Here is a 15,930-nt window from a genome sequence, read left to right on the forward strand (position 1 = left end):
GGGCACGCTCTCAACCGGTGGCGTGAGCGGTGCCCTGCTGGGACCGCTGGCCGGGGGATTACTGGCGGATAACTACGGCCTGCGCCCGGTCTTCTTTATCACCGCCAGCGTGTTGTTCCTGTGCTTTATCGTCACCCTGCTCTGTATCCGGGAAAACTTCACGCCTGTCGCCAAAAAAGAGATGCTTCACGCCAGAGAGGTGCTGACCTCGCTCAAAAATCCCAGACTGGTGCTGAGCCTGTTCGTGACGACAATGATTATCCAGGTGGCTACCGGGTCGATTGCCCCTATTCTGACGCTGTACGTTCGCGACCTGGCGGGTAACGTCAGCAATATTGCGTTCATCAGCGGACTGATTGCCTCCGTACCCGGCGTGGCGGCGCTGCTGAGCGCCCCGAGGCTCGGAAAACTGGGAGACCGGGTGGGTCCGGAGAAAATCCTGATCTCCGCGCTGGTGATCTCCGTCCTGCTGCTTATCCCGATGTCGATGGTGCAGGCTCCGTGGCAGCTGGGCTTACTTCGCTTTTTGCTGGGAGCCGCCGACGGCGCGTTGCTTCCCGCCGTACAGACCCTGCTGGTTTACAACTCCACGAACCAGATTGCCGGGCGTATTTTCAGCTATAACCAGTCATTCCGCGATATCGGTAACGTCACCGGACCGCTGCTCGGAGCCGGGTTCTCCGCCAGCCTCGGTTTTCGCGCCGTCTTTATCGTGACGGCGGGCGTCGTGTTATTCAATGCCATTTATTCATGGTTCAGTTTATCCCGCGCGCTGCGGCCCGTGACGGAATAAGACGAACGCCTGACAGCTTATTTTCGCATTCATACTTGCAGAATCTTATATTCAGCTATTCTTTCCCTGAAACCTTCTGGAAAACAGGGAGACACCAATGACTATGTACGCCACGCTGGAAGAAGCTATTGATGCCGCTCGTGAAGAGTTCCTCGCCGACAACCCCGGCGTTGAAGAAGAAGATGCTGACGTGCAACAGCTTAACATCCAAAAATACGTTCTGCAGGATGGAGATATTATGTGGCAGGCCGAATTCTTTGCCGATGAAGGTGAAGAAGGGGAATGTTTGCCGATATTAAGTGGTGAAGGTGCGCAGGCCGTCTTTGATGGCGACTACGACGAAATCGAACTTCGGCAGGAATGGCTGGAAGAGAACACCCTGCACGAGTGGGATGAGGGTGAGTTTCAGCTCGAGCCGCCGCTGGATACCGAAGAAGGTCAAACCGCAGCCGATGAGTGGGACGAGCGTTAATTTACGCTATTCGTAAGGGCCGTGGCTGGCGTCGATCGGCAGCAACAGCGTGTCGAAAATCAGCGAGAACGGCAGATCGAGCACGGTCAGGTAGCGCCATGAGGAATCACGAAGATCCCATTTCACGCCCGGGTAATACTGATTTCCGTGGCCTTGCCCTGGAATGGTGCGACTGATGATACTGCCGCAGCCGCTGAGCAGGCATGCCACCATAACGACGATGATTATTCTCATCATTAACCTCTAAAAAAATACCGGCGATTAAGCCGGTATTTTATCTGGCGGGTGGCGATTCGCTTACCCGCCCCTTCTTAACAACTTACTTCGCCTTCAGCGCGAGCGGGTTCAGCTTCACGTCCTTATAGTAGTTCACCCACGAAGAGTATTTCTCCGGAGCGGACCACACGCGGTAGTGAAGACGCGCCATAGTTACCGGGTCGCTCAACAGCACCAGACGACGGTCGCGGTTGAGCTTTTCCGGGGTCTCGTTAAGCGCCTGCTCAACGTGACGATCGCGGGCAATCTCAAGAACCTGGCTGGCGCGGTGACGCGCTGTCGCCATTGCCGTTGCCAGGGCGTTAAATGACGGGTTAAACACGGCGTGCATGAAGCCGTCATCCAGCGAGCGACTGCGGTTCTGTTCCAGGTAACGATCGGTATCCACCAGCACCTGCGGCGGGGAATACTCTTCCGGGATCAGGAACAGTTTCCAGCGTTTGGTTCGCAGCCCCACCGTTGAACGGCTGGAAATCACGGAAACAAACGGCGACAGGATCAGCGAGAAGACTATCGGCGCCAGCCAGAACAGGAAGCGCAGATCCAGCCAGGCCATCCCGGCCGCCCACACCAGACCCAGCAGCAGCTGAGAACCGTGGCGCATAAAGGCTTCACCCCACGGCGTGGAGTCATCATCACGCTGCGGTGAGTTCCAGACCACTTCCCAGCCCAGGAACGCACTGACCACAAACACGGTGTGGAACAGCATACGTACCGGCGCCAGCAGGACGGAGAACAGCACTTCCAGCAGCAGAGAAAGGGTCACGCGGAAGAAACCGCCGTACTCTTTCGAGCCTTTGCACCAGATCAGGATGATGCTGAGCAGCTTAGGCAGGAACAGCAGCACCATGGTGGAGGCAAACAGCGCAATCGCCAGCTCCGGACGCCACTGCGGCCACACCGGGAACAGCTGCCGCGGTTGCAGGAAGTATTGCGGCTCCGTCAGGGCATGAACCACCTGTAAGGCAGTCGACAGCGCCAGGAACATAAACCACAGCGGTGCAGAGAGATAGGACATCACGCCGGTCAGGAATACCGCTCGGTGAACCGGGTGCATCCCTTTTACCAGGAACAGGCGGAAGTTCATCAGGTTACCGTGACACCAGCGGCGGTCGCGCTTGAGCTCGTCCAGAAGGTTCGGCGGCAGCTCTTCGTACGATCCCGGCAGGTCGTAGGCAATCCAGACGCCCCAGCCAGCACGACGCATCAGCGCCGCTTCTACGAAGTCGTGCGACAGAATAGAACCGGCAAACGAACCCTCGCCCGGCAGCGGCGCCAGCGCACAGTGCTCAATGAACGGCTTCACGCGGATAATGGCGTTGTGGCCCCAGTAGTGTGATTCACCCAGCTGCCAGAAGTGCAGACCGGCCGTAAACAGCGGCCCGTAAACACGGGTGGCGAACTGCTGGCAGCGCGCATACAGCGTGTCCATACCGGACGCTTTTGGCGAAGACTGAATGATACCCGCGTTAGGGTTAGCTTCCATCAGGCGCACCAGACCGCTCAGGCAGTCTCCGCTCATGACGGAGTCAGCATCCAGCACCACCATGTAGCTGTACTGGTTACCCCAGCGACGGCAGAAGTCATCGATGTTACCGCTTTTACGCTTCACGCGACGACGGCGGCGGCGGTAGAAGATCTGGCCTTCGCCCTGCACTTCTGCAATCAGCTCCATCCACGCCTTTTGTTCCGCAACGCAGATATCCGGGTTGTAGCTGTCGCTCAGGATGTAAACGTCGAAATGCTCCGCGTTGCCGGTCGCCTTCACGGACTCCCAGGTCGCACGCAGGCCCGCAAATACGCGGTCAACGTCTTCGTTACAGATAGGCATAATCAGCGCGGTACGGTGCTCGGGATTGAGGGGTTCATCCCCGACCGTTGACGCTGAAATGCTGTACTTGTCACGCCCCATGAGCAGCTGCAGGAAGCCCATCAGCGCGGTCCAGAAACCGGCCGAGACCCAGCAGAAGAGGACCGCGAACAGCAGAAGAATGCCGCTCTGCAGGATATACGGCAGCAGCTGCATGAAGGAGACCCAAAGATCCTGGCCCATCATGTCCGTCGGATTGATAAACGCCCAGCCCTGGTAAGGCAGGATAGTTTTCATGTACCAGGTCGCGACGACCGTCTGCGCCAGCGTCAGAAGCAGCAGGATATAGCGACGGATTGTCCCGACGGTACGCCATTTCTGTTCGGAGGCCTGCTCTTCTTTCGTCAGGCGCGACAGATAGCGCGGCGTCACATCACGCCCGCGCAGGCGATCCCAGAAGCGGCCCACCGGGTTGGTGCGCCATGGATCGGGGAACATAGAGGAACGCGTAGCCTTCGGCATCGCCTGAAGCTGATCGCGTCCTTCATCGTCTTTAATCAACTGCCCTTCCGCCAGCGAGTCCGGCCAGGCCTGCTCCAGACGCGCCTTGACTGACCCGAGCGGCGTATCATCATCACGGGAAAACGTATGATGTTCACCATCCAGCGCGGAGTGAACCGCGCGGATGTCGCTCTTTGGCAGTGCCGCTTTTTCGATATCCGTCAGCGGCATGGCATCAATATATTCAGATGTATTATTCATTGGCAGGTAGCTGATAGCTCCAGGTTTCACTCAGCGGCTGATCGTTACTGACCAGCGCAGCACGCATTTCTGTGGTCTGTTTCGGATCTTTCACTTTCACGCGCAGGGTCAGACGCCAGCCTTTGGTTACCGGGTTGTAACGCACGGTATTCTCAACGATTTCACCGTTATCACCGATGCTGGCCTGAGCGGCAACGGCGGTGTCCGGTGACAGTTTCTTCATATCCTGGCCTGTGAAGTCCACGACAAACGCCACGGTACCGTCAGGCTGACGGATAAGATTAGACTGCTTCACATCACCCGTTGAGCGGCGAGTCTGCATTACATACGCGTTATCCGGCGCATGCAGCTTATCTTCGTCGCGGCTGAAGGTAATGGTGTACTTGAAGTTCATCTCTTTACCGGCTTCCGGCAGCTGATCCGGCGTCCAGTAAGCGACGATGTTATCGTTGGTTTCGTCGTTGGTTGGAATTTCTACCAACTCGACCTTACCTTTACCCCAGTCACCGTTTGGCGTGACCCAGGCGCTTGGACGCTGGTCATAGCGATCGTCCAAATCTTCAAAGCGGGAGAACTGACGACCACGCTGCAGCAGGCCAAAACCTTGCGGGTTTTCCATTGCGAAGCTGCTAACCGCCAGATGTTTCGGGTTATTCAGCGGACGCCAGATCCACTCACCGTTACCGGCATGAATAGACAGACCGTTGGAGTCATGCAGTTCCGGGCGGAAGTTGGTTGCCGGTGACGGCTGGTTCGGCCCGAACAGGAACATACTGGTCAACGGCGCAACGCCCAGCTTGCCCACTTTATCACGCAGGTAAACCTTGGACTGCACGTCAACTACCGTGTCACGACCCGGCATAATCACAAAGCGATAGGCACCGGTTGCACGCGGGGAATCCAGGAGTGCATAAATGGTCAGACGCTTATCCGTTGGTTTTGGACGTTCAATCCAGAACTCACGGAAACGTGGGAACTCTTCACCTGATGGCAGCGCGGTATCAATAGCCAGACCGCGCGCAGAAAGCCCGTACACCTGCCCCGCGCCAATGACGCGGAAATAGCTGGCCCCAAGCATGCTGACGATTTCGTCGTTTTTATCTTTGCTGTTGATTGGGTAAAGCACCTTAAAGCCTGCGAAGCCCAGGTCTTTCACCATATCTTTGTCGTGTTGCACATTGCCAAAATTGAAGTAATCCGGGCTGTACTTGATCTTACGTACCGCGGTTGCCGTCACTTCATTGATGGCAACAGGCGTGTCGAAGTACATACCCTGATGATAAAATTCAAGCTTGAACGGGGTTTTAATATTGCTCCAGTACGCTTTGTCGTGATTGAACTGGATCTGCTGATAGTCCGCATACTTCATGTCGCGGAAAACGGAGGGCAAGTTACTTTTCGGCGCTTCGTAGCTCTTGCCTGCCATCGATTTTGCCTGTTTTGCGACATCGTCGATGTTAAAGGCCAGTGCCGATGAGGTATACAGTGATAACACCACTGCAGCACCCAACCAACGCATTTTCATCATCTGTGGTTTATGTTTCATAATAAGTAAGCACTTCCCCCTTTGTGTGCTTATATCGATCCGATCCATTTTAATGGAAACTCAGGCAATCCGACAACATTATCACTGCTTTGTTCAGCTGCTGGCTCATGGATTAAGCAAATGAAAGAACCCGCTATTCACTTTGCGTGCTTATCCTGGAGACAGGGTGTCGGTCTTGGTGTAGGGTTGGCTTCGAATGTAACCATTATGAGTCTTAGGGATAAGACGAAAAGTCTGAGAATGCACAACGTTATATGAGCACAACACCAACAGAACGTGAATATTTCCTCGACTCGATCAGGGCCTGGCTGATGCTATTGGGGATCCCCTTTCACATTTCACTGATTTACTCCAGCCACACCTGGCATGTGAATAGCCAGATGCCCTCCTGGTGGCTGACGCTGTTTAATGACTTTATTCACGCCTTCCGTATGCAGGTGTTCTTCGTCATATCCGGCTATTTTTCTTACATGCTTTTTCTGCGATACCCGCTCAAACGCTGGTGGAAAGTGCGCGTAGAGCGCGTGGGGATCCCCATGTTGACCGCAATTCCACTGCTGACGCTGCCTCAGTTCATTATGTTGCAATACGTCAAAGGCAAAGCGGAGAACTGGCCAAATCTGTCGCTGTATGAAAAGTACAATACGCTGGTCTGGGAGCTGGTGTCTCACCTGTGGTTCCTGCTGGTCCTGGTGGTGCTCACAACGGTGAGCCTGTTGATTTTCAGCCGCCTGCGCCACCGTCTGAGTACAAAAGCCGACACCTTCTTCGCCAACGTTACGATGGGCAAACTGTCAGTGCTCTTCTTGCTGTTGGGGATTGCCTATGCCGCCGTGCGCCGAACGCTGCTTATCGCCTACCCGCCGATTTTGAGCGACGGGTTATTTAATTTTGTGGTGATGCAGTCCCTGTTCTACATTCCGTTCTTTTTAATCGGCGCGCTGGCCTTTATTCATCCGAAGCTTAAGTCGCTGTTTGTCACCCCGTCACCGTGGTGCGCGCTGGGGGCAAGCCTCGCGTTCGCGGCCTATCTGCTGAATCAGCGCTACGGCAGCGGCGATGCCTGGATGTATGAAACGGAAAGCGTGATCACTATGCTGCTTGGGCTGTGGATGGTGAACGTGGTATTCGCGCTGGGCCACCGCTTGCTGAACTTTAAGTCCAGTCGCGTGACCTACTTCGTTAATGCGTCACTGTTTATCTATCTGGTGCATCATCCGTTGACGCTTTTCTTCGGGGCTTACATCACACCGCACATCGCTTCCAACACGCTGGGGTTCTTTACCGGGCTGGTGTTTGTTGTTGGGGTAGCAATCGTACTCTACGAAATCCATCTGCGGATCCCGCTCCTGCGCTTCCTCTTTTCAGGAAAACCACAGGCAAAAGCCTCATAAATCACGCGGCGCATCCGATGCGCCGCGTTTGCATCAGCTCTCCAGCACTTGTCTGCGCTGAGTCAGAAGCCGCTGATAAAGATGCGTGGTGTCGTCGTCGAAACAGACAAAAATCACCTTCTCTGGCAGCGGTTTTAACGACAAATAGCGGTAAACCGTTTCTACGGCGATCGTAGCGGCAGCGGCCTTAGGGTAACCATACACGCCGGTGCTGATGGCCGGAAACGCCATCGTTTTATAACCATTGTCGGCAGCCAGTCGCAGACAGTTCCGGTAAGCCTCTTCCAGAATACTCGCTTCGTGCCGATCCCCGCCATGCCAGACAGGCCCTACGGCGTGAATTACCGCTCTCGCAGGCAGATTGCCCGCCAGCGTAATCACCGCGTGACCGGGAGGACATTCGCCCTGCTGTTGGCGCACGGTTTTACAGGCTTCCAGCAGCTGCGGTCCGGCAGCCCGGTGGATAGCCCCATCCACGCCGCCTCCCCCCATCAGGGATGGATTGGCCGCATTGACGATGACGTCGACGTGCACTGTCGTAATATCGCCATGAATAATTTCAATTTGCGGTTTCATAAAGCCCCTCTGCAACCCGCCTTTTTCTTAAGTGTATCGCAGAGGAGACCGGGAGAAAAAACTATCAGAAAAAATCCTCTTTCACCGCAGGGTGCGAGAACGCGCACTAGCGATACTGGATTTCGACAACCGCGAGCGTTTTTTCAGGATTAAGATATTTCATATTGAGCGTCGCCAGGCTAGAGTCGCTCACTTTCCCGTTAAGCGCCTCTTCATAGCTGACCATACGCGTTTGCATACGGTTATTATTTGGACATGACATTACAATCTGTTGTTTTTGGGGAGTGACTTCACAGGGGTCGGCGACGACGGCACCGCGAAAATGAATGACACCACCGTAAACAACCGTAGCCGAATAAGCCGGGATACTCAAAGCAGAAACGACCAGACTCAGACCTGCCACGAATCGAGCAAAATAGTTGTTCATTATAGGTACTCCTCAATGAAAATCGTCCATGAGGGGTAAACGCGCTTCATTTATTAGGGCAAACGAAGTTTCACGTTACGGAACATAACGACCAGGTCCGTGATATCAGCATAGCTCAACGGTACAGACCCGCCATATTCTCAACATATTGATTTCATGAATGTTTAGAGCGAGCGTTCCGTTGGCGACCACTGTTGTGATAAATGTAGCGATTTACCGTCTGAAACGGTGACAACGATTTTCACCGTGTCTCCCGCGCTAATATTTAAACTCAGGCGCATTAAATCAATCGTCTGATTAGCGGGTATAAAAAGTGTGTTTTGCTGCCGGGAAGAACTTTGTCCCCCCTGCCCTTCTCGTAAAGAAACAATCTGAACCTGACAATCACACGACTGCGCCAGAGTGACCTGAGGAATAATGGTGGTCATATTTTCCTGCTGTGACGTTTTGAAGGTGATCTGGCTGGAAAGCGCGGCAAGGAGAATTAAGGTATTCATGATGAACTCCCGAAAAAAAACAGGGCATCAGCCCTGTTTTTTTGTAGCACAGATTTCAGTATCAGTACTGATGAGCTGTCGCGTGGTTACCAAAACCGATCTGGGTCACGTTGACAGTCGAGTTGGAAGCAGTCTGGTCTACGAGTGCACCGTTAAAGCCGCCGGACTGGCTAACGTTCATAACGGATTTTTTACTGTTCCACTGATCAAGTGTCGCACTGTTGCCAAAACCTTTCTGGGACAGGTTGATTTTACTATCATCAGAACCCTGACCAACGTCAGCGCCGTTACCGCCACCTTTCTGGCTAATATTCAGGACAGAATTTCTGGCGTCTGTCTGCAGAGCTACCGCTGAGTTACCGCCACCGTCCTGATAAATATTCAGGGTGGAATTTGGGCCACTGTATCCGCCATGACCATGTCCATGACCCCAGCCGCCCTGATTAATAGAACCCGCCATAGCACTACCAGAAACTACGATTGCTGCAAGCGCTGCCACTTTGAGAAATTTCATGGTAAACCCCCATCGGATTGATTAAAGTCGTCGCCAACGCGCTAATGTTGAATAACGTTAATCGCCATTTGCGACTGTTTCTGCACTACAACTGCGGTTTTCTGCGTACCGTACTGCGTAATATTTGCTCTATTACCCGACCCTTTCTGGATAATTTTCGCGCTATTACCGTATCCATCTTGCGTAATACCTGCATCATTCGCGTTACCGCTCTGATCGATCCAGGCAATATTGTAACCCCCTGATTGATCAACTCTCGCTCTGTTACCTACCCCATCCTGTGATACAATGGATAAGAGTCTTGAACCGTCCTGGCTAACCTCAGCGTTATTGAAAACGCCCCGTTGACCAATAATGGCTGCCTGATTTAGTGATGAAAGACTTAATTCGTTAACCGCAAAGTTATATTCAGAATTTGCCAAATCTGAATTCGCTGCGGTTACAAATCCAGGCGCACCCAGTAATGTAAACATCATAATTAACGATGCGTTTTTCATGTTGTCACCCTGGACCTGGCTATTTAATCGTGCCATAACCCTTTAACAATGTTACTTGTTAAAACGACTCGTATTGTGTTAACGCGTCGTTACGGTGAAGAGTATGTCCGCTGAAACATTTTAAATATCTCACCCACGCGGCTTATTTTTATTTATCGGCTCACCACAAAGTCGTAATTTACCTAAAAAATGACTTTAATCAGGCCAGCTTATATTTTTTATTAAAGGTGTATTACGGAAGGGTTGTACAACGACACGAAGGCTGTCCATGCTCCCTCCCGGGTTGTTTAAACGTAACGGCAGGAGAACATTTTTCTCAACGCGTGACACGAAGCCTCTTTTCTTAAGCCAGTCAGTCACTCATTCGTAGGCTTAGAAACCATCTGAAACTCATACTTAATTATCGCTTTAAAAAAATAAAAAATGATATTAAAAATCAATCCATTAGAAATATTTGTATGATTTTTAAAATCTGTGCACCTCTATTTATGTGTACAACTTTCTCATCAATTATTGCCATTCAAAACAACCTAATTTCACAAATTAATATTGATTTTTACATCCTGTTACATGTTTAACACTTGCTTTAAACTTCGTAAAAGCTAGATTGAAATTAGATGTACGAAATTGGTTTTATATTTACCTCCCTGTGGAGGTTATGGTCTGATTCTACACACAGCAGTGCAACATCTGTCAGTACTTCTGGTGTCCTCTTTTAAACAGGAGGACAGCTGCCAGGTGCCAAAAAAAAGTGGGGTTTCATCATGTATAATGAAGTCCATAGTTTACATGGTCATACATTACTGTTGATCACAAAACCTTCTTTGCAAGCGACAGCTTTATTACAACATTTAAAGCAATCATTATCACTGAACGGGAAATTGCATAATATTCAACGTTCTTTTGATGATATTGCACCTGGCAGCATCATTCTTTTCGATATGATGGAAGCTGATAAAAAGCTTATCCATTACTGGCAAGATATTTTAAGCAGGAAAAACAATAATATCCGCGTGCTATTGTTGAATACGCCTGATGAATATCCTTTCAGAGATATTGAAAGCTGGCCGCATATCAATGGCGTGTTCTACGTCACGGAAGAAGAAGACCGGGTGGTAGAGGGGCTGCAAGGTATATTGCGCGGAGAGTGTTATTTTTCGCAAAAGCTTGCCAGCTATCTCATCACGCACTCCGGAAATTATCGCTATAACAGCTCAGAGTCAGCCCTGCTCACGCACCGTGAGAAAGAGATCCTGAACAAGTTACGCATTGGTGCTTCAAATATTGAAATCGCCCGTTCGTTATTTATCAGCGAAAATACGGTAAAGACGCACCTTTATAATCTTTTCAAGAAGATAGCTGTTAAAAACCGAACTCAGGCTGTTTCGTGGGCAAACGATAACCTCAGGCGTTAATCACATGAAGCGCACGTTGAGTTGGATCGCCGCAGCGAGTTTCCTGCTCGCTGCCGGGAATCTAAGGGCCGTCGAGGTCGAAGTTCCCGGATTGTTAACAGACCACACTGTCTCATCAGTAGGGCACACTTTTTACCGTGCCTTCAGTGACAAATGGGACAGTACCTATACGGGTAATATAACAATCAACGAGCGGCCCAGTGCACGATGGGGAAGTTGGATAACAATAACGGCTAATCAGAACGTTATTTATCAAACGTTTTTATTCCCGACCAAAATAGACTTCGATAAAAACGTCGTCTTAGCACTGGAACAATCAGAAGACGCTATTAATCGCCTGCAAATAGATAAAGCCCTATTAAGCACCAGCGATTTAGCAAAAGACGAGTTCTAGCGAACCGATATGCGGAGGCTGTCATGCGTATTGCATATGCAGTTGTTTCGATAATGCTGATATCACCCATCAGCTGGGCCGGAAATATGACGTTTCAGTTCCGTAACCCTAACTTTGGCGGTAACCCTAATAACGGCGCGTTCCTGCTGAACGAAGCCCAGGCGCAAAACTCCTATAAGGATCCGAGCTTAAAGGATTTTAGCATTGATACCCCGTCCGCACTGGACAACTTCACTCAGGCTATCCAGTCGCAGATTTTAGGTGGGTTATTGACCAACATTAATACCGGTAAACCCGGCCGGATGGTGACCAACGACTTTATCGTTGATATCGCCAACACGGACGGACAGCTTCAGTTGAACGTAACCGATCGTAAAACCGGAAGAATCTCCACCATTCAGGTTTCCGGTCTACAAAGTAATTCAACTGACTTTTAAACAATAGCTAAATAAGGACAACGATCATGCAGCGCTTCCTGATATTTGTTGCAGTGTGCTTATTGAGCGGTTGTTTAACTGCTCCACCTAAAGAAGCTGCAAAACCTACATTAATGCCTCGGGCCCAGAGTTATCGTGATTTAACGCATTTACCAGCTCCAACGGGGAAAATATTTGTCTCCGTATACAACATTCAGGATGAAACCGGGCAATTTAAACCTTACCCGGCAAGTAACTTCTCCACGGCCGTGCCGCAAAGCGCCACCGCGATGCTGGTTACCGCGCTCAAGGATTCGCACTGGTTTATTCCGCTGGAACGTCAGGGTCTCCAGAACCTGTTGAATGAACGGAAAATCATTCGCGCCGCACAGGAAAATGGTACCGTCGCGGCCAATAACCGAACGCCTCTGGAATCTCTGGCAGCAGCAAACGTGATGATTGAAGGATCGATTATTGGCTACGAAAGTAACGTTAAATCAGGTGGTGCGGGAGCACGTTACTTCGGTATCGGTGCGGATACCCAGTATCAGCTCGACCAAATCGCCGTTAACCTGCGTGTGGTTAACGTCAGTACAGGCGAAGTGCTCTCTTCAGTGAACACCAGCAAAACCATTCTGTCTTATGAAGTTCAGGCTGGGGTATTCCGCTTCATCGATTACCAGCGTTTGCTGGAAGGTGAAATCGGCTACACCTCTAACGAACCGGTCATGATGTGTCTGATGTCAGCCATTGAAACCGGCGTGATCTACTTAATTAACGACGGTATAGACCGCGGGCTGTGGGATCTGCAAAACAAAGCAGACGTGCAGAACCCGATTCTGGTGAAATACCGCGATATGTCAGTCCCTCCGGAATCCTGACAGGAAGCGAATAAAAAAAGGCGAGATGATTATCTCGCCTTTTTTTATTCGCTCACCGCAGTGATGTTTTGCGCTTTTCCCCGTCGCGACGCCAGCCAAAGACCGCTGTTTTTCATGGCATAGCCAAACAGCAACCCCAGCGCCAGGGAGGGTACCACCAGCTTCCAGTCACCCTGCCCTGCAAAGGTCGCGCACGCCCCCATAAAGGTCCCCGGCACAAATGAAAGCAGCAGATGCTTAGCCTGGATGCACATTAAAAAGGCGACGACACCCGTCATGACGTATCCCAGGATTTCCAGATGCGGCGCCAGCGCGCTGCCCTTCATGATCACCAGCGCCCAGATAACACCGCTCATCAGCGTGCAGCCAGAGATAAAGAGCCCTTTGACGCCCCCCTGCGGACAGGCGAAATAGGCGGTACAGCCGAGGAACCCGGCCCAGCTGAGCAATCCGAGAGACACGGCAACCCATCCCCAGAGTCCGGAGAGAATACCTGTCGTTATTGCGATACAAAGTAATATGTTCATGGCGCGCATCTTAGCAGAAGCGCACCATAGAAATGCGATCAGCAGCACATTACGTGCAAGTTGGAATGTTGAGTTGCAGAATTTATGTGATCTGAATCACTCTTCGTTTTCTTCTTCCAGCTCATCCCACATTGCCGCGATAGCGTCGCGGGTCAGCGGGGCCAGCGTTCTCCAGAATGGCGAGGCGGCATGCGCTTCGACTTTACCCAGGAATGTCCCGACCCACGGCAGCAGGTACGTTTCGAACAGGGTTTCAATGGCGTCGTACTCATCATCACCAGCATTGTCTTCGATCCAGGACGCCGCCAGCAGCAGCGTACCGATATGATCGGCCGGCGTATCGCTCAGCGGCATACCGCGCGTGGAGAGGAACGCGCGGACTTCCGCTTCCGTTGCCCCTTCCTGCCAGGCAGAACGGTATGGCGAAACGCGGCACTCATCGCCGACAAACAGCGCATTGTAGTCCGTCGCAATCTGCTGCATGTCGCAGCTTTTTTGCAGACGTTCCAGTAAATCATCCTGTTCCAGCGGCCAGTTCTGCGCCAGTTTGCCTTCACGAATTAACGTAAAGAGCGGAACCAACAGCGGGTCTTGCGGCTGGCGATAATAGAGCGTACCCAGCACGCGGCAGAGGATGGAAAACTCGTTCATTTTTATGATTCCATTACACAATTAAAGATCGGCAAATTCGGCAATCGGCTCCATTCCGCGAGACTCGAGGAAATCGAGCATGCGGCGTGGGGTCACGTTCAGGATTTGCGCTTCCGGGAAGTTAACATCATTCAGCACTTTCAGGCACTCGCTGAAATCACCCAGCGTAAACGCGGTATGAGAATCTGATCCCAGCGCCACCATGCCACCCGCGTCACGCACGGCGGCCGCCACGTCGCGGCAGTTGGCTTCGCTGCCCTTACGCGAGTGAACAAAGGAGGAGTTATTAATCTCCAGCGCCACGCGGTGCTTCGCTGCCGCCTGCGCGACAGCCTGAATATCAATCGGATACTTCGGGTTACCGGGATGGCTGATAATGTGCACATTGCCGCTGGCAATGGTGGCAATCATCGCCGCGGTGTTGGTGTCTTTATCCTGGGGAGGGAAAACCGGCTCATGGAAGCCGGCGAGGATAAGGTCAAGAGACGTCAGCATCGGGCCGGTGCAGTCGATCTCACCGTCGGTATTTTTGATGTTCGCCTCAATGCCGCGCAGTATCCCAATACCGTCCACCAGGCGTGGCCAGATCCGCATATTCACAAAATGCCAGTAGTGCGGCGCATCCGCCATATCCGGGCCATGATCGGTGATCGCGAACAGCTTGATGCCTTTAAGCTTCGCCTGGGCGATATAATCATGGAGGTTGCTATACGCGTGGGTGCTGGCGACGGTGTGCATATGCAGGTCAACGGGATACATCTCTCTCTCCTCTGCGGTTTTTCCAAAGGATAGCAGTTATCAGCGGCGAATATTAGCAAAAACCCGGCAAACGCCGGGTTTCTCTCAGTAGCCGCGCTGTCTGTCGACCTGTCCGGTGACCGCGTTACCCTTTTCCATTTCGCTGATGGTATGGGATATATACGCCACCGCTTCAGCCGGGCGCGTCACGGCAGCCACGTGCGGGGTCATCGCGACGCGCGGGTGCGCCCACAGCGGGCTTTCCGCGGGCAGCGGCTCACGGCTATAGACATCCAGCATAGCGCCTTTGAGCTTTCCGCTGTCCAGCGCCCTCAGCAGATCGCCTTCCACGACATGCACCCCGCGCGCCAGGTTCATCAGGTAGCTCTGATCGACGAGCTGATTGAGCAGGGCTTCATTGATGATCCCTACCGTTTCCGCCGTGTTTGGCAGCAGGTTAATAAGCACGCGCGTGCCTTTCAGAAAGGCCGGAAGCTCATCCGTTCCGGCAAAACTCTCAACGCCCGGATAATCCTTGCGGCTGCGGCTCCAGCAGCGCAGCGGGAATCCCCACGGGGCAAGCGCTTCGGCCACTTTTGAGCCCAGCACGCCCGCACCGAGGATGCCGATCGTAAAGTCTTCGCGACGGTAATCCGTAAGCGGTTCCCAGTGGGCCTGCTGTTTAAATAGTTGATAGTCATCGAAGCGACGGAACCAGTGCAGTACCTGGCTCACGGCATACTCCTGCATCTGCTGGCCCATACCGGTATCTTCCAGGCGGAAAAGGGGGACGTCTTCCGGCAGCATTTCAGGATGTGCCTTCAGTTTGCTCAGAATGGAATCCACGCCGGCTCCCAGGGCAAAAACGGCCTTCAGCTTGCGGCCCTGGAGCATTTCTACCGGAGGATGCCAGACCAGCGCATAGTCAGCATGTTCATTATCGCCACGCTTCCACTCGCGAACGCGTGCGCCGGGTAACGCCGCCGAAAGCGCCTTGATCCAGTATGCCGTATCAAACGTGGGGTGATAGAAAAGTATATCCATAGTCATTTCTGCCTTTTATTGCGCTGATTTATTTTGCTTTTTCACTGGATTGTCAGCATAACAAATTTATAGCGCGACTGTGCTGCTGATAAAAAAGACGCTTTCAGCACATTTAAGAATCATGTTGCCTGAAGTTTGTCTAAACGCGCTAAATTACTGAAAAAGTGAGTTGACGGCAGTTCGGCTTTTCCTTACATTAGCGCCCGTCCCGGCAACAACGGGATGACAATATGGTGAGGTGTCCGAGTGGCTGAAGGAGCACGCCTGGAAAGTGTGTATACGGCAACGTATCGGGGGTTC

At 52.2% G+C, this 15,930-nt stretch carries 19 protein-coding genes; 7 read left to right on the forward strand and 12 right to left on the reverse strand.

All coding sequences use genetic code 11. The features are described 5' to 3' along the window. Both DEO48_RS04615 and DEO48_RS04620 read left to right on the forward strand, forming a co-directional pair. On the forward strand, positions 1-793 hold a 793-nt coding region (locus tag DEO48_RS04615; protein ID WP_146198239.1), incomplete at its 5' end, for an MFS transporter. 97 nt (positions 794-890) lie between these two features. Further along, entirely contained in the window at positions 891-1,265 is a 375-nt protein-coding gene (locus tag DEO48_RS04620) for a MysB family protein (protein ID WP_023311118.1), read from the forward strand. Positions 1,266-1,271: 6 nt separating this feature from the next. Here the strand turns inward: DEO48_RS04620 and DEO48_RS04625 are convergent, their stop codons facing one another. The 3 genes from DEO48_RS04625 to mdoG form a co-directional block, all read right to left on the reverse strand. Continuing rightward, positions 1,272-1,499: a YceK/YidQ family lipoprotein gene (locus DEO48_RS04625; protein WP_109844485.1), complete on the reverse strand. Its 228-nt coding sequence runs from the start codon at positions 1,497-1,499 to the stop codon at positions 1,272-1,274. Between the two features lie 85 nt (positions 1,500-1,584). Beyond that, positions 1,585-4,113, reverse strand: coding sequence for a glucans biosynthesis glucosyltransferase MdoH (gene mdoH, locus DEO48_RS04630; RefSeq protein ID WP_109844486.1), 2,529 nt, complete (start codon positions 4,111-4,113; stop codon positions 1,585-1,587). Continuing rightward, entirely contained in the window at positions 4,106-5,659 is a 1,554-nt protein-coding gene (mdoG, locus tag DEO48_RS04635) for a glucans biosynthesis protein MdoG (protein ID WP_109844487.1), read from the reverse strand. The genes mdoH and mdoG overlap by 8 nt, the downstream gene beginning before the upstream one ends. Before the next feature lie 254 nt (positions 5,660-5,913). Here mdoG and mdoC point away from each other — a divergent pair, with 254 nt between their 5' ends. Beyond that, complete coding sequence (gene mdoC / locus DEO48_RS04645) at positions 5,914-7,053, forward strand: glucans biosynthesis protein MdoC (RefSeq protein WP_109844488.1); 1,140 nt, start codon at positions 5,914-5,916, stop codon at positions 7,051-7,053. Between the two features lie 33 nt (positions 7,054-7,086). Here mdoC and ymdB read toward each other — a convergent pair whose 3' ends face one another. The 5 genes from ymdB to csgB all read right to left on the reverse strand — a co-directional run bounded on the left by ymdB (position 7,087) and on the right by csgB (position 9,564). Next, positions 7,087-7,629 carry an O-acetyl-ADP-ribose deacetylase gene (gene ymdB / locus DEO48_RS04650; RefSeq protein WP_109844489.1) on the reverse strand — a complete coding sequence of 181 codons (543 nt, stop codon included), beginning with the start codon at positions 7,627-7,629 and terminating at the stop codon, positions 7,087-7,089. A gap of 106 nt (positions 7,630-7,735) precedes the next feature. Beyond that, entirely contained in the window at positions 7,736-8,056 is a 321-nt protein-coding gene (locus DEO48_RS04655; protein WP_109844490.1) for a type 1 fimbrial protein, read from the reverse strand. Positions 8,057-8,220: 164 nt separating this feature from the next. Next, positions 8,221-8,553 carry a curli assembly chaperone CsgC gene (gene csgC, locus DEO48_RS04660; protein WP_023311111.1) on the reverse strand — a complete coding sequence of 111 codons (333 nt, stop codon included), beginning with the start codon at positions 8,551-8,553 and terminating at the stop codon, positions 8,221-8,223. Positions 8,554-8,614: 61 nt separating this feature from the next. Then, positions 8,615-9,067 carry a curli major subunit CsgA gene (gene csgA, locus DEO48_RS04665; protein ID WP_023311110.1) on the reverse strand — a complete coding sequence of 151 codons (453 nt, stop codon included), beginning with the start codon at positions 9,065-9,067 and terminating at the stop codon, positions 8,615-8,617. Between the two features lie 41 nt (positions 9,068-9,108). Continuing rightward, positions 9,109-9,564, reverse strand: a complete 456-nt coding sequence (csgB, locus tag DEO48_RS04670) for a curli minor subunit CsgB (RefSeq protein ID WP_029739999.1) — start codon at positions 9,562-9,564, stop codon at positions 9,109-9,111. Positions 9,565-10,328: 764 nt separating this feature from the next. Between csgB and csgD the strand changes: the two genes are divergently transcribed. The 4 genes from csgD to csgG are packed head-to-tail and all read left to right on the forward strand — an operon-like array spanning position 10,329 to position 12,670. After that, positions 10,329-10,979 carry a biofilm master transcriptional regulator CsgD gene (gene csgD, locus DEO48_RS04675; protein WP_021240790.1) on the forward strand — a complete coding sequence of 217 codons (651 nt, stop codon included), beginning with the start codon at positions 10,329-10,331 and terminating at the stop codon, positions 10,977-10,979. 4 nt (positions 10,980-10,983) lie between these two features. Continuing rightward, on the forward strand, positions 10,984-11,373 hold the full coding sequence (csgE, locus tag DEO48_RS04680) for a curli production assembly/transport protein CsgE (protein WP_023311107.1): 390 nt from the start codon (positions 10,984-10,986) through the stop codon (positions 11,371-11,373). A 23-nt stretch (positions 11,374-11,396) separates the two neighbouring features. Further along, positions 11,397-11,810: a curli production assembly/transport protein CsgF gene (csgF, locus tag DEO48_RS04685; RefSeq protein ID WP_109844491.1), complete on the forward strand. Its 414-nt coding sequence runs from the start codon at positions 11,397-11,399 to the stop codon at positions 11,808-11,810. A gap of 26 nt (positions 11,811-11,836) precedes the next feature. Next, a complete protein-coding gene (csgG, locus tag DEO48_RS04690) occupies positions 11,837-12,670 on the forward strand; it encodes a curli production assembly/transport protein CsgG (protein ID WP_024908984.1) in 834 nt (277 codons plus the stop codon). Between the two features lie 44 nt (positions 12,671-12,714). On the opposite strand, the gene DEO48_RS04695 is transcribed toward csgG, so the two are convergent. The 4 genes from DEO48_RS04695 to ghrA all read right to left on the reverse strand — a co-directional run bounded on the left by DEO48_RS04695 (position 12,715) and on the right by ghrA (position 15,630). Beyond that, positions 12,715-13,197: a DUF1097 domain-containing protein gene (locus DEO48_RS04695; protein ID WP_126786224.1), complete on the reverse strand. Its 483-nt coding sequence runs from the start codon at positions 13,195-13,197 to the stop codon at positions 12,715-12,717. 96 nt (positions 13,198-13,293) lie between these two features. Continuing rightward, entirely contained in the window at positions 13,294-13,848 is a 555-nt protein-coding gene (locus tag DEO48_RS04700; protein ID WP_109844493.1) for a molecular chaperone, read from the reverse strand. A 21-nt stretch (positions 13,849-13,869) separates the two neighbouring features. Further along, positions 13,870-14,607: a phosphatase gene (locus tag DEO48_RS04705; protein ID WP_047174857.1), complete on the reverse strand. Its 738-nt coding sequence runs from the start codon at positions 14,605-14,607 to the stop codon at positions 13,870-13,872. 84 nt (positions 14,608-14,691) lie between these two features. Then, positions 14,692-15,630: a glyoxylate/hydroxypyruvate reductase GhrA gene (gene ghrA, locus DEO48_RS04710; RefSeq protein WP_109844494.1), complete on the reverse strand. Its 939-nt coding sequence runs from the start codon at positions 15,628-15,630 to the stop codon at positions 14,692-14,694. Between the last annotated feature and the right edge of the window lie 300 nt (positions 15,631-15,930).

Origin of the sequence: Enterobacter sp. CGMCC 5087, from assembly GCF_003144775.1 — a bacterium.
In the GTDB taxonomy this organism is placed as follows: domain Bacteria; phylum Pseudomonadota; class Gammaproteobacteria; order Enterobacterales; family Enterobacteriaceae; genus Enterobacter; species Enterobacter cloacae_M.

Excerpts from the sequence above, each read along its gene's own strand:
- csgF (WP_109844491.1), top strand. The coding sequence starts at position 11,397 with ATGCGTATTGCATATGCAGTTGTTTCGATAATGCTGATATCACCCATC.
- csgE (WP_023311107.1), top strand. The coding sequence starts at position 10,984 with ATGAAGCGCACGTTGAGTTGGATCGCCGCAGCGAGTTTCCTGCTCGCT.
- DEO48_RS04700 (WP_109844493.1), bottom strand. The coding sequence starts at position 13,848 with ATGAACGAGTTTTCCATCCTCTGCCGCGTGCTGGGTACGCTCTATTAT.
- DEO48_RS04705 (WP_047174857.1), bottom strand. The coding sequence starts at position 14,607 with ATGTATCCCGTTGACCTGCATATGCACACCGTCGCCAGCACCCACGCG.
- csgB (WP_029739999.1), bottom strand. The coding sequence starts at position 9,564 with ATGAAAAACGCATCGTTAATTATGATGTTTACATTACTGGGTGCGCCT.
- ghrA (WP_109844494.1), bottom strand. The coding sequence starts at position 15,630 with ATGGATATACTTTTCTATCACCCCACGTTTGATACGGCATACTGGATC.
- csgC (WP_023311111.1), bottom strand. The coding sequence starts at position 8,553 with ATGAATACCTTAATTCTCCTTGCCGCGCTTTCCAGCCAGATCACCTTC.
- DEO48_RS04655 (WP_109844490.1), bottom strand. The coding sequence starts at position 8,056 with ATGAACAACTATTTTGCTCGATTCGTGGCAGGTCTGAGTCTGGTCGTT.
- mdoC (WP_109844488.1), top strand. The coding sequence starts at position 5,914 with ATGAGCACAACACCAACAGAACGTGAATATTTCCTCGACTCGATCAGG.
- csgD (WP_021240790.1), top strand. The coding sequence starts at position 10,329 with ATGTATAATGAAGTCCATAGTTTACATGGTCATACATTACTGTTGATC.
- DEO48_RS04625 (WP_109844485.1), bottom strand. The coding sequence starts at position 1,499 with ATGAGAATAATCATCGTCGTTATGGTGGCATGCCTGCTCAGCGGCTGC.
- mdoG (WP_109844487.1), bottom strand. The coding sequence starts at position 5,659 with ATGAAACATAAACCACAGATGATGAAAATGCGTTGGTTGGGTGCTGCA.
- DEO48_RS04695 (WP_126786224.1), bottom strand. The coding sequence starts at position 13,197 with ATGAACATATTACTTTGTATCGCAATAACGACAGGTATTCTCTCCGGA.
- mdoH (WP_109844486.1), bottom strand. The coding sequence starts at position 4,113 with ATGAATAATACATCTGAATATATTGATGCCATGCCGCTGACGGATATC.
- csgG (WP_024908984.1), top strand. The coding sequence starts at position 11,837 with ATGCAGCGCTTCCTGATATTTGTTGCAGTGTGCTTATTGAGCGGTTGT.
- csgA (WP_023311110.1), bottom strand. The coding sequence starts at position 9,067 with ATGAAATTTCTCAAAGTGGCAGCGCTTGCAGCAATCGTAGTTTCTGGT.
- DEO48_RS04620 (WP_023311118.1), top strand. The coding sequence starts at position 891 with ATGACTATGTACGCCACGCTGGAAGAAGCTATTGATGCCGCTCGTGAA.
- ymdB (WP_109844489.1), bottom strand. The coding sequence starts at position 7,629 with ATGAAACCGCAAATTGAAATTATTCATGGCGATATTACGACAGTGCAC.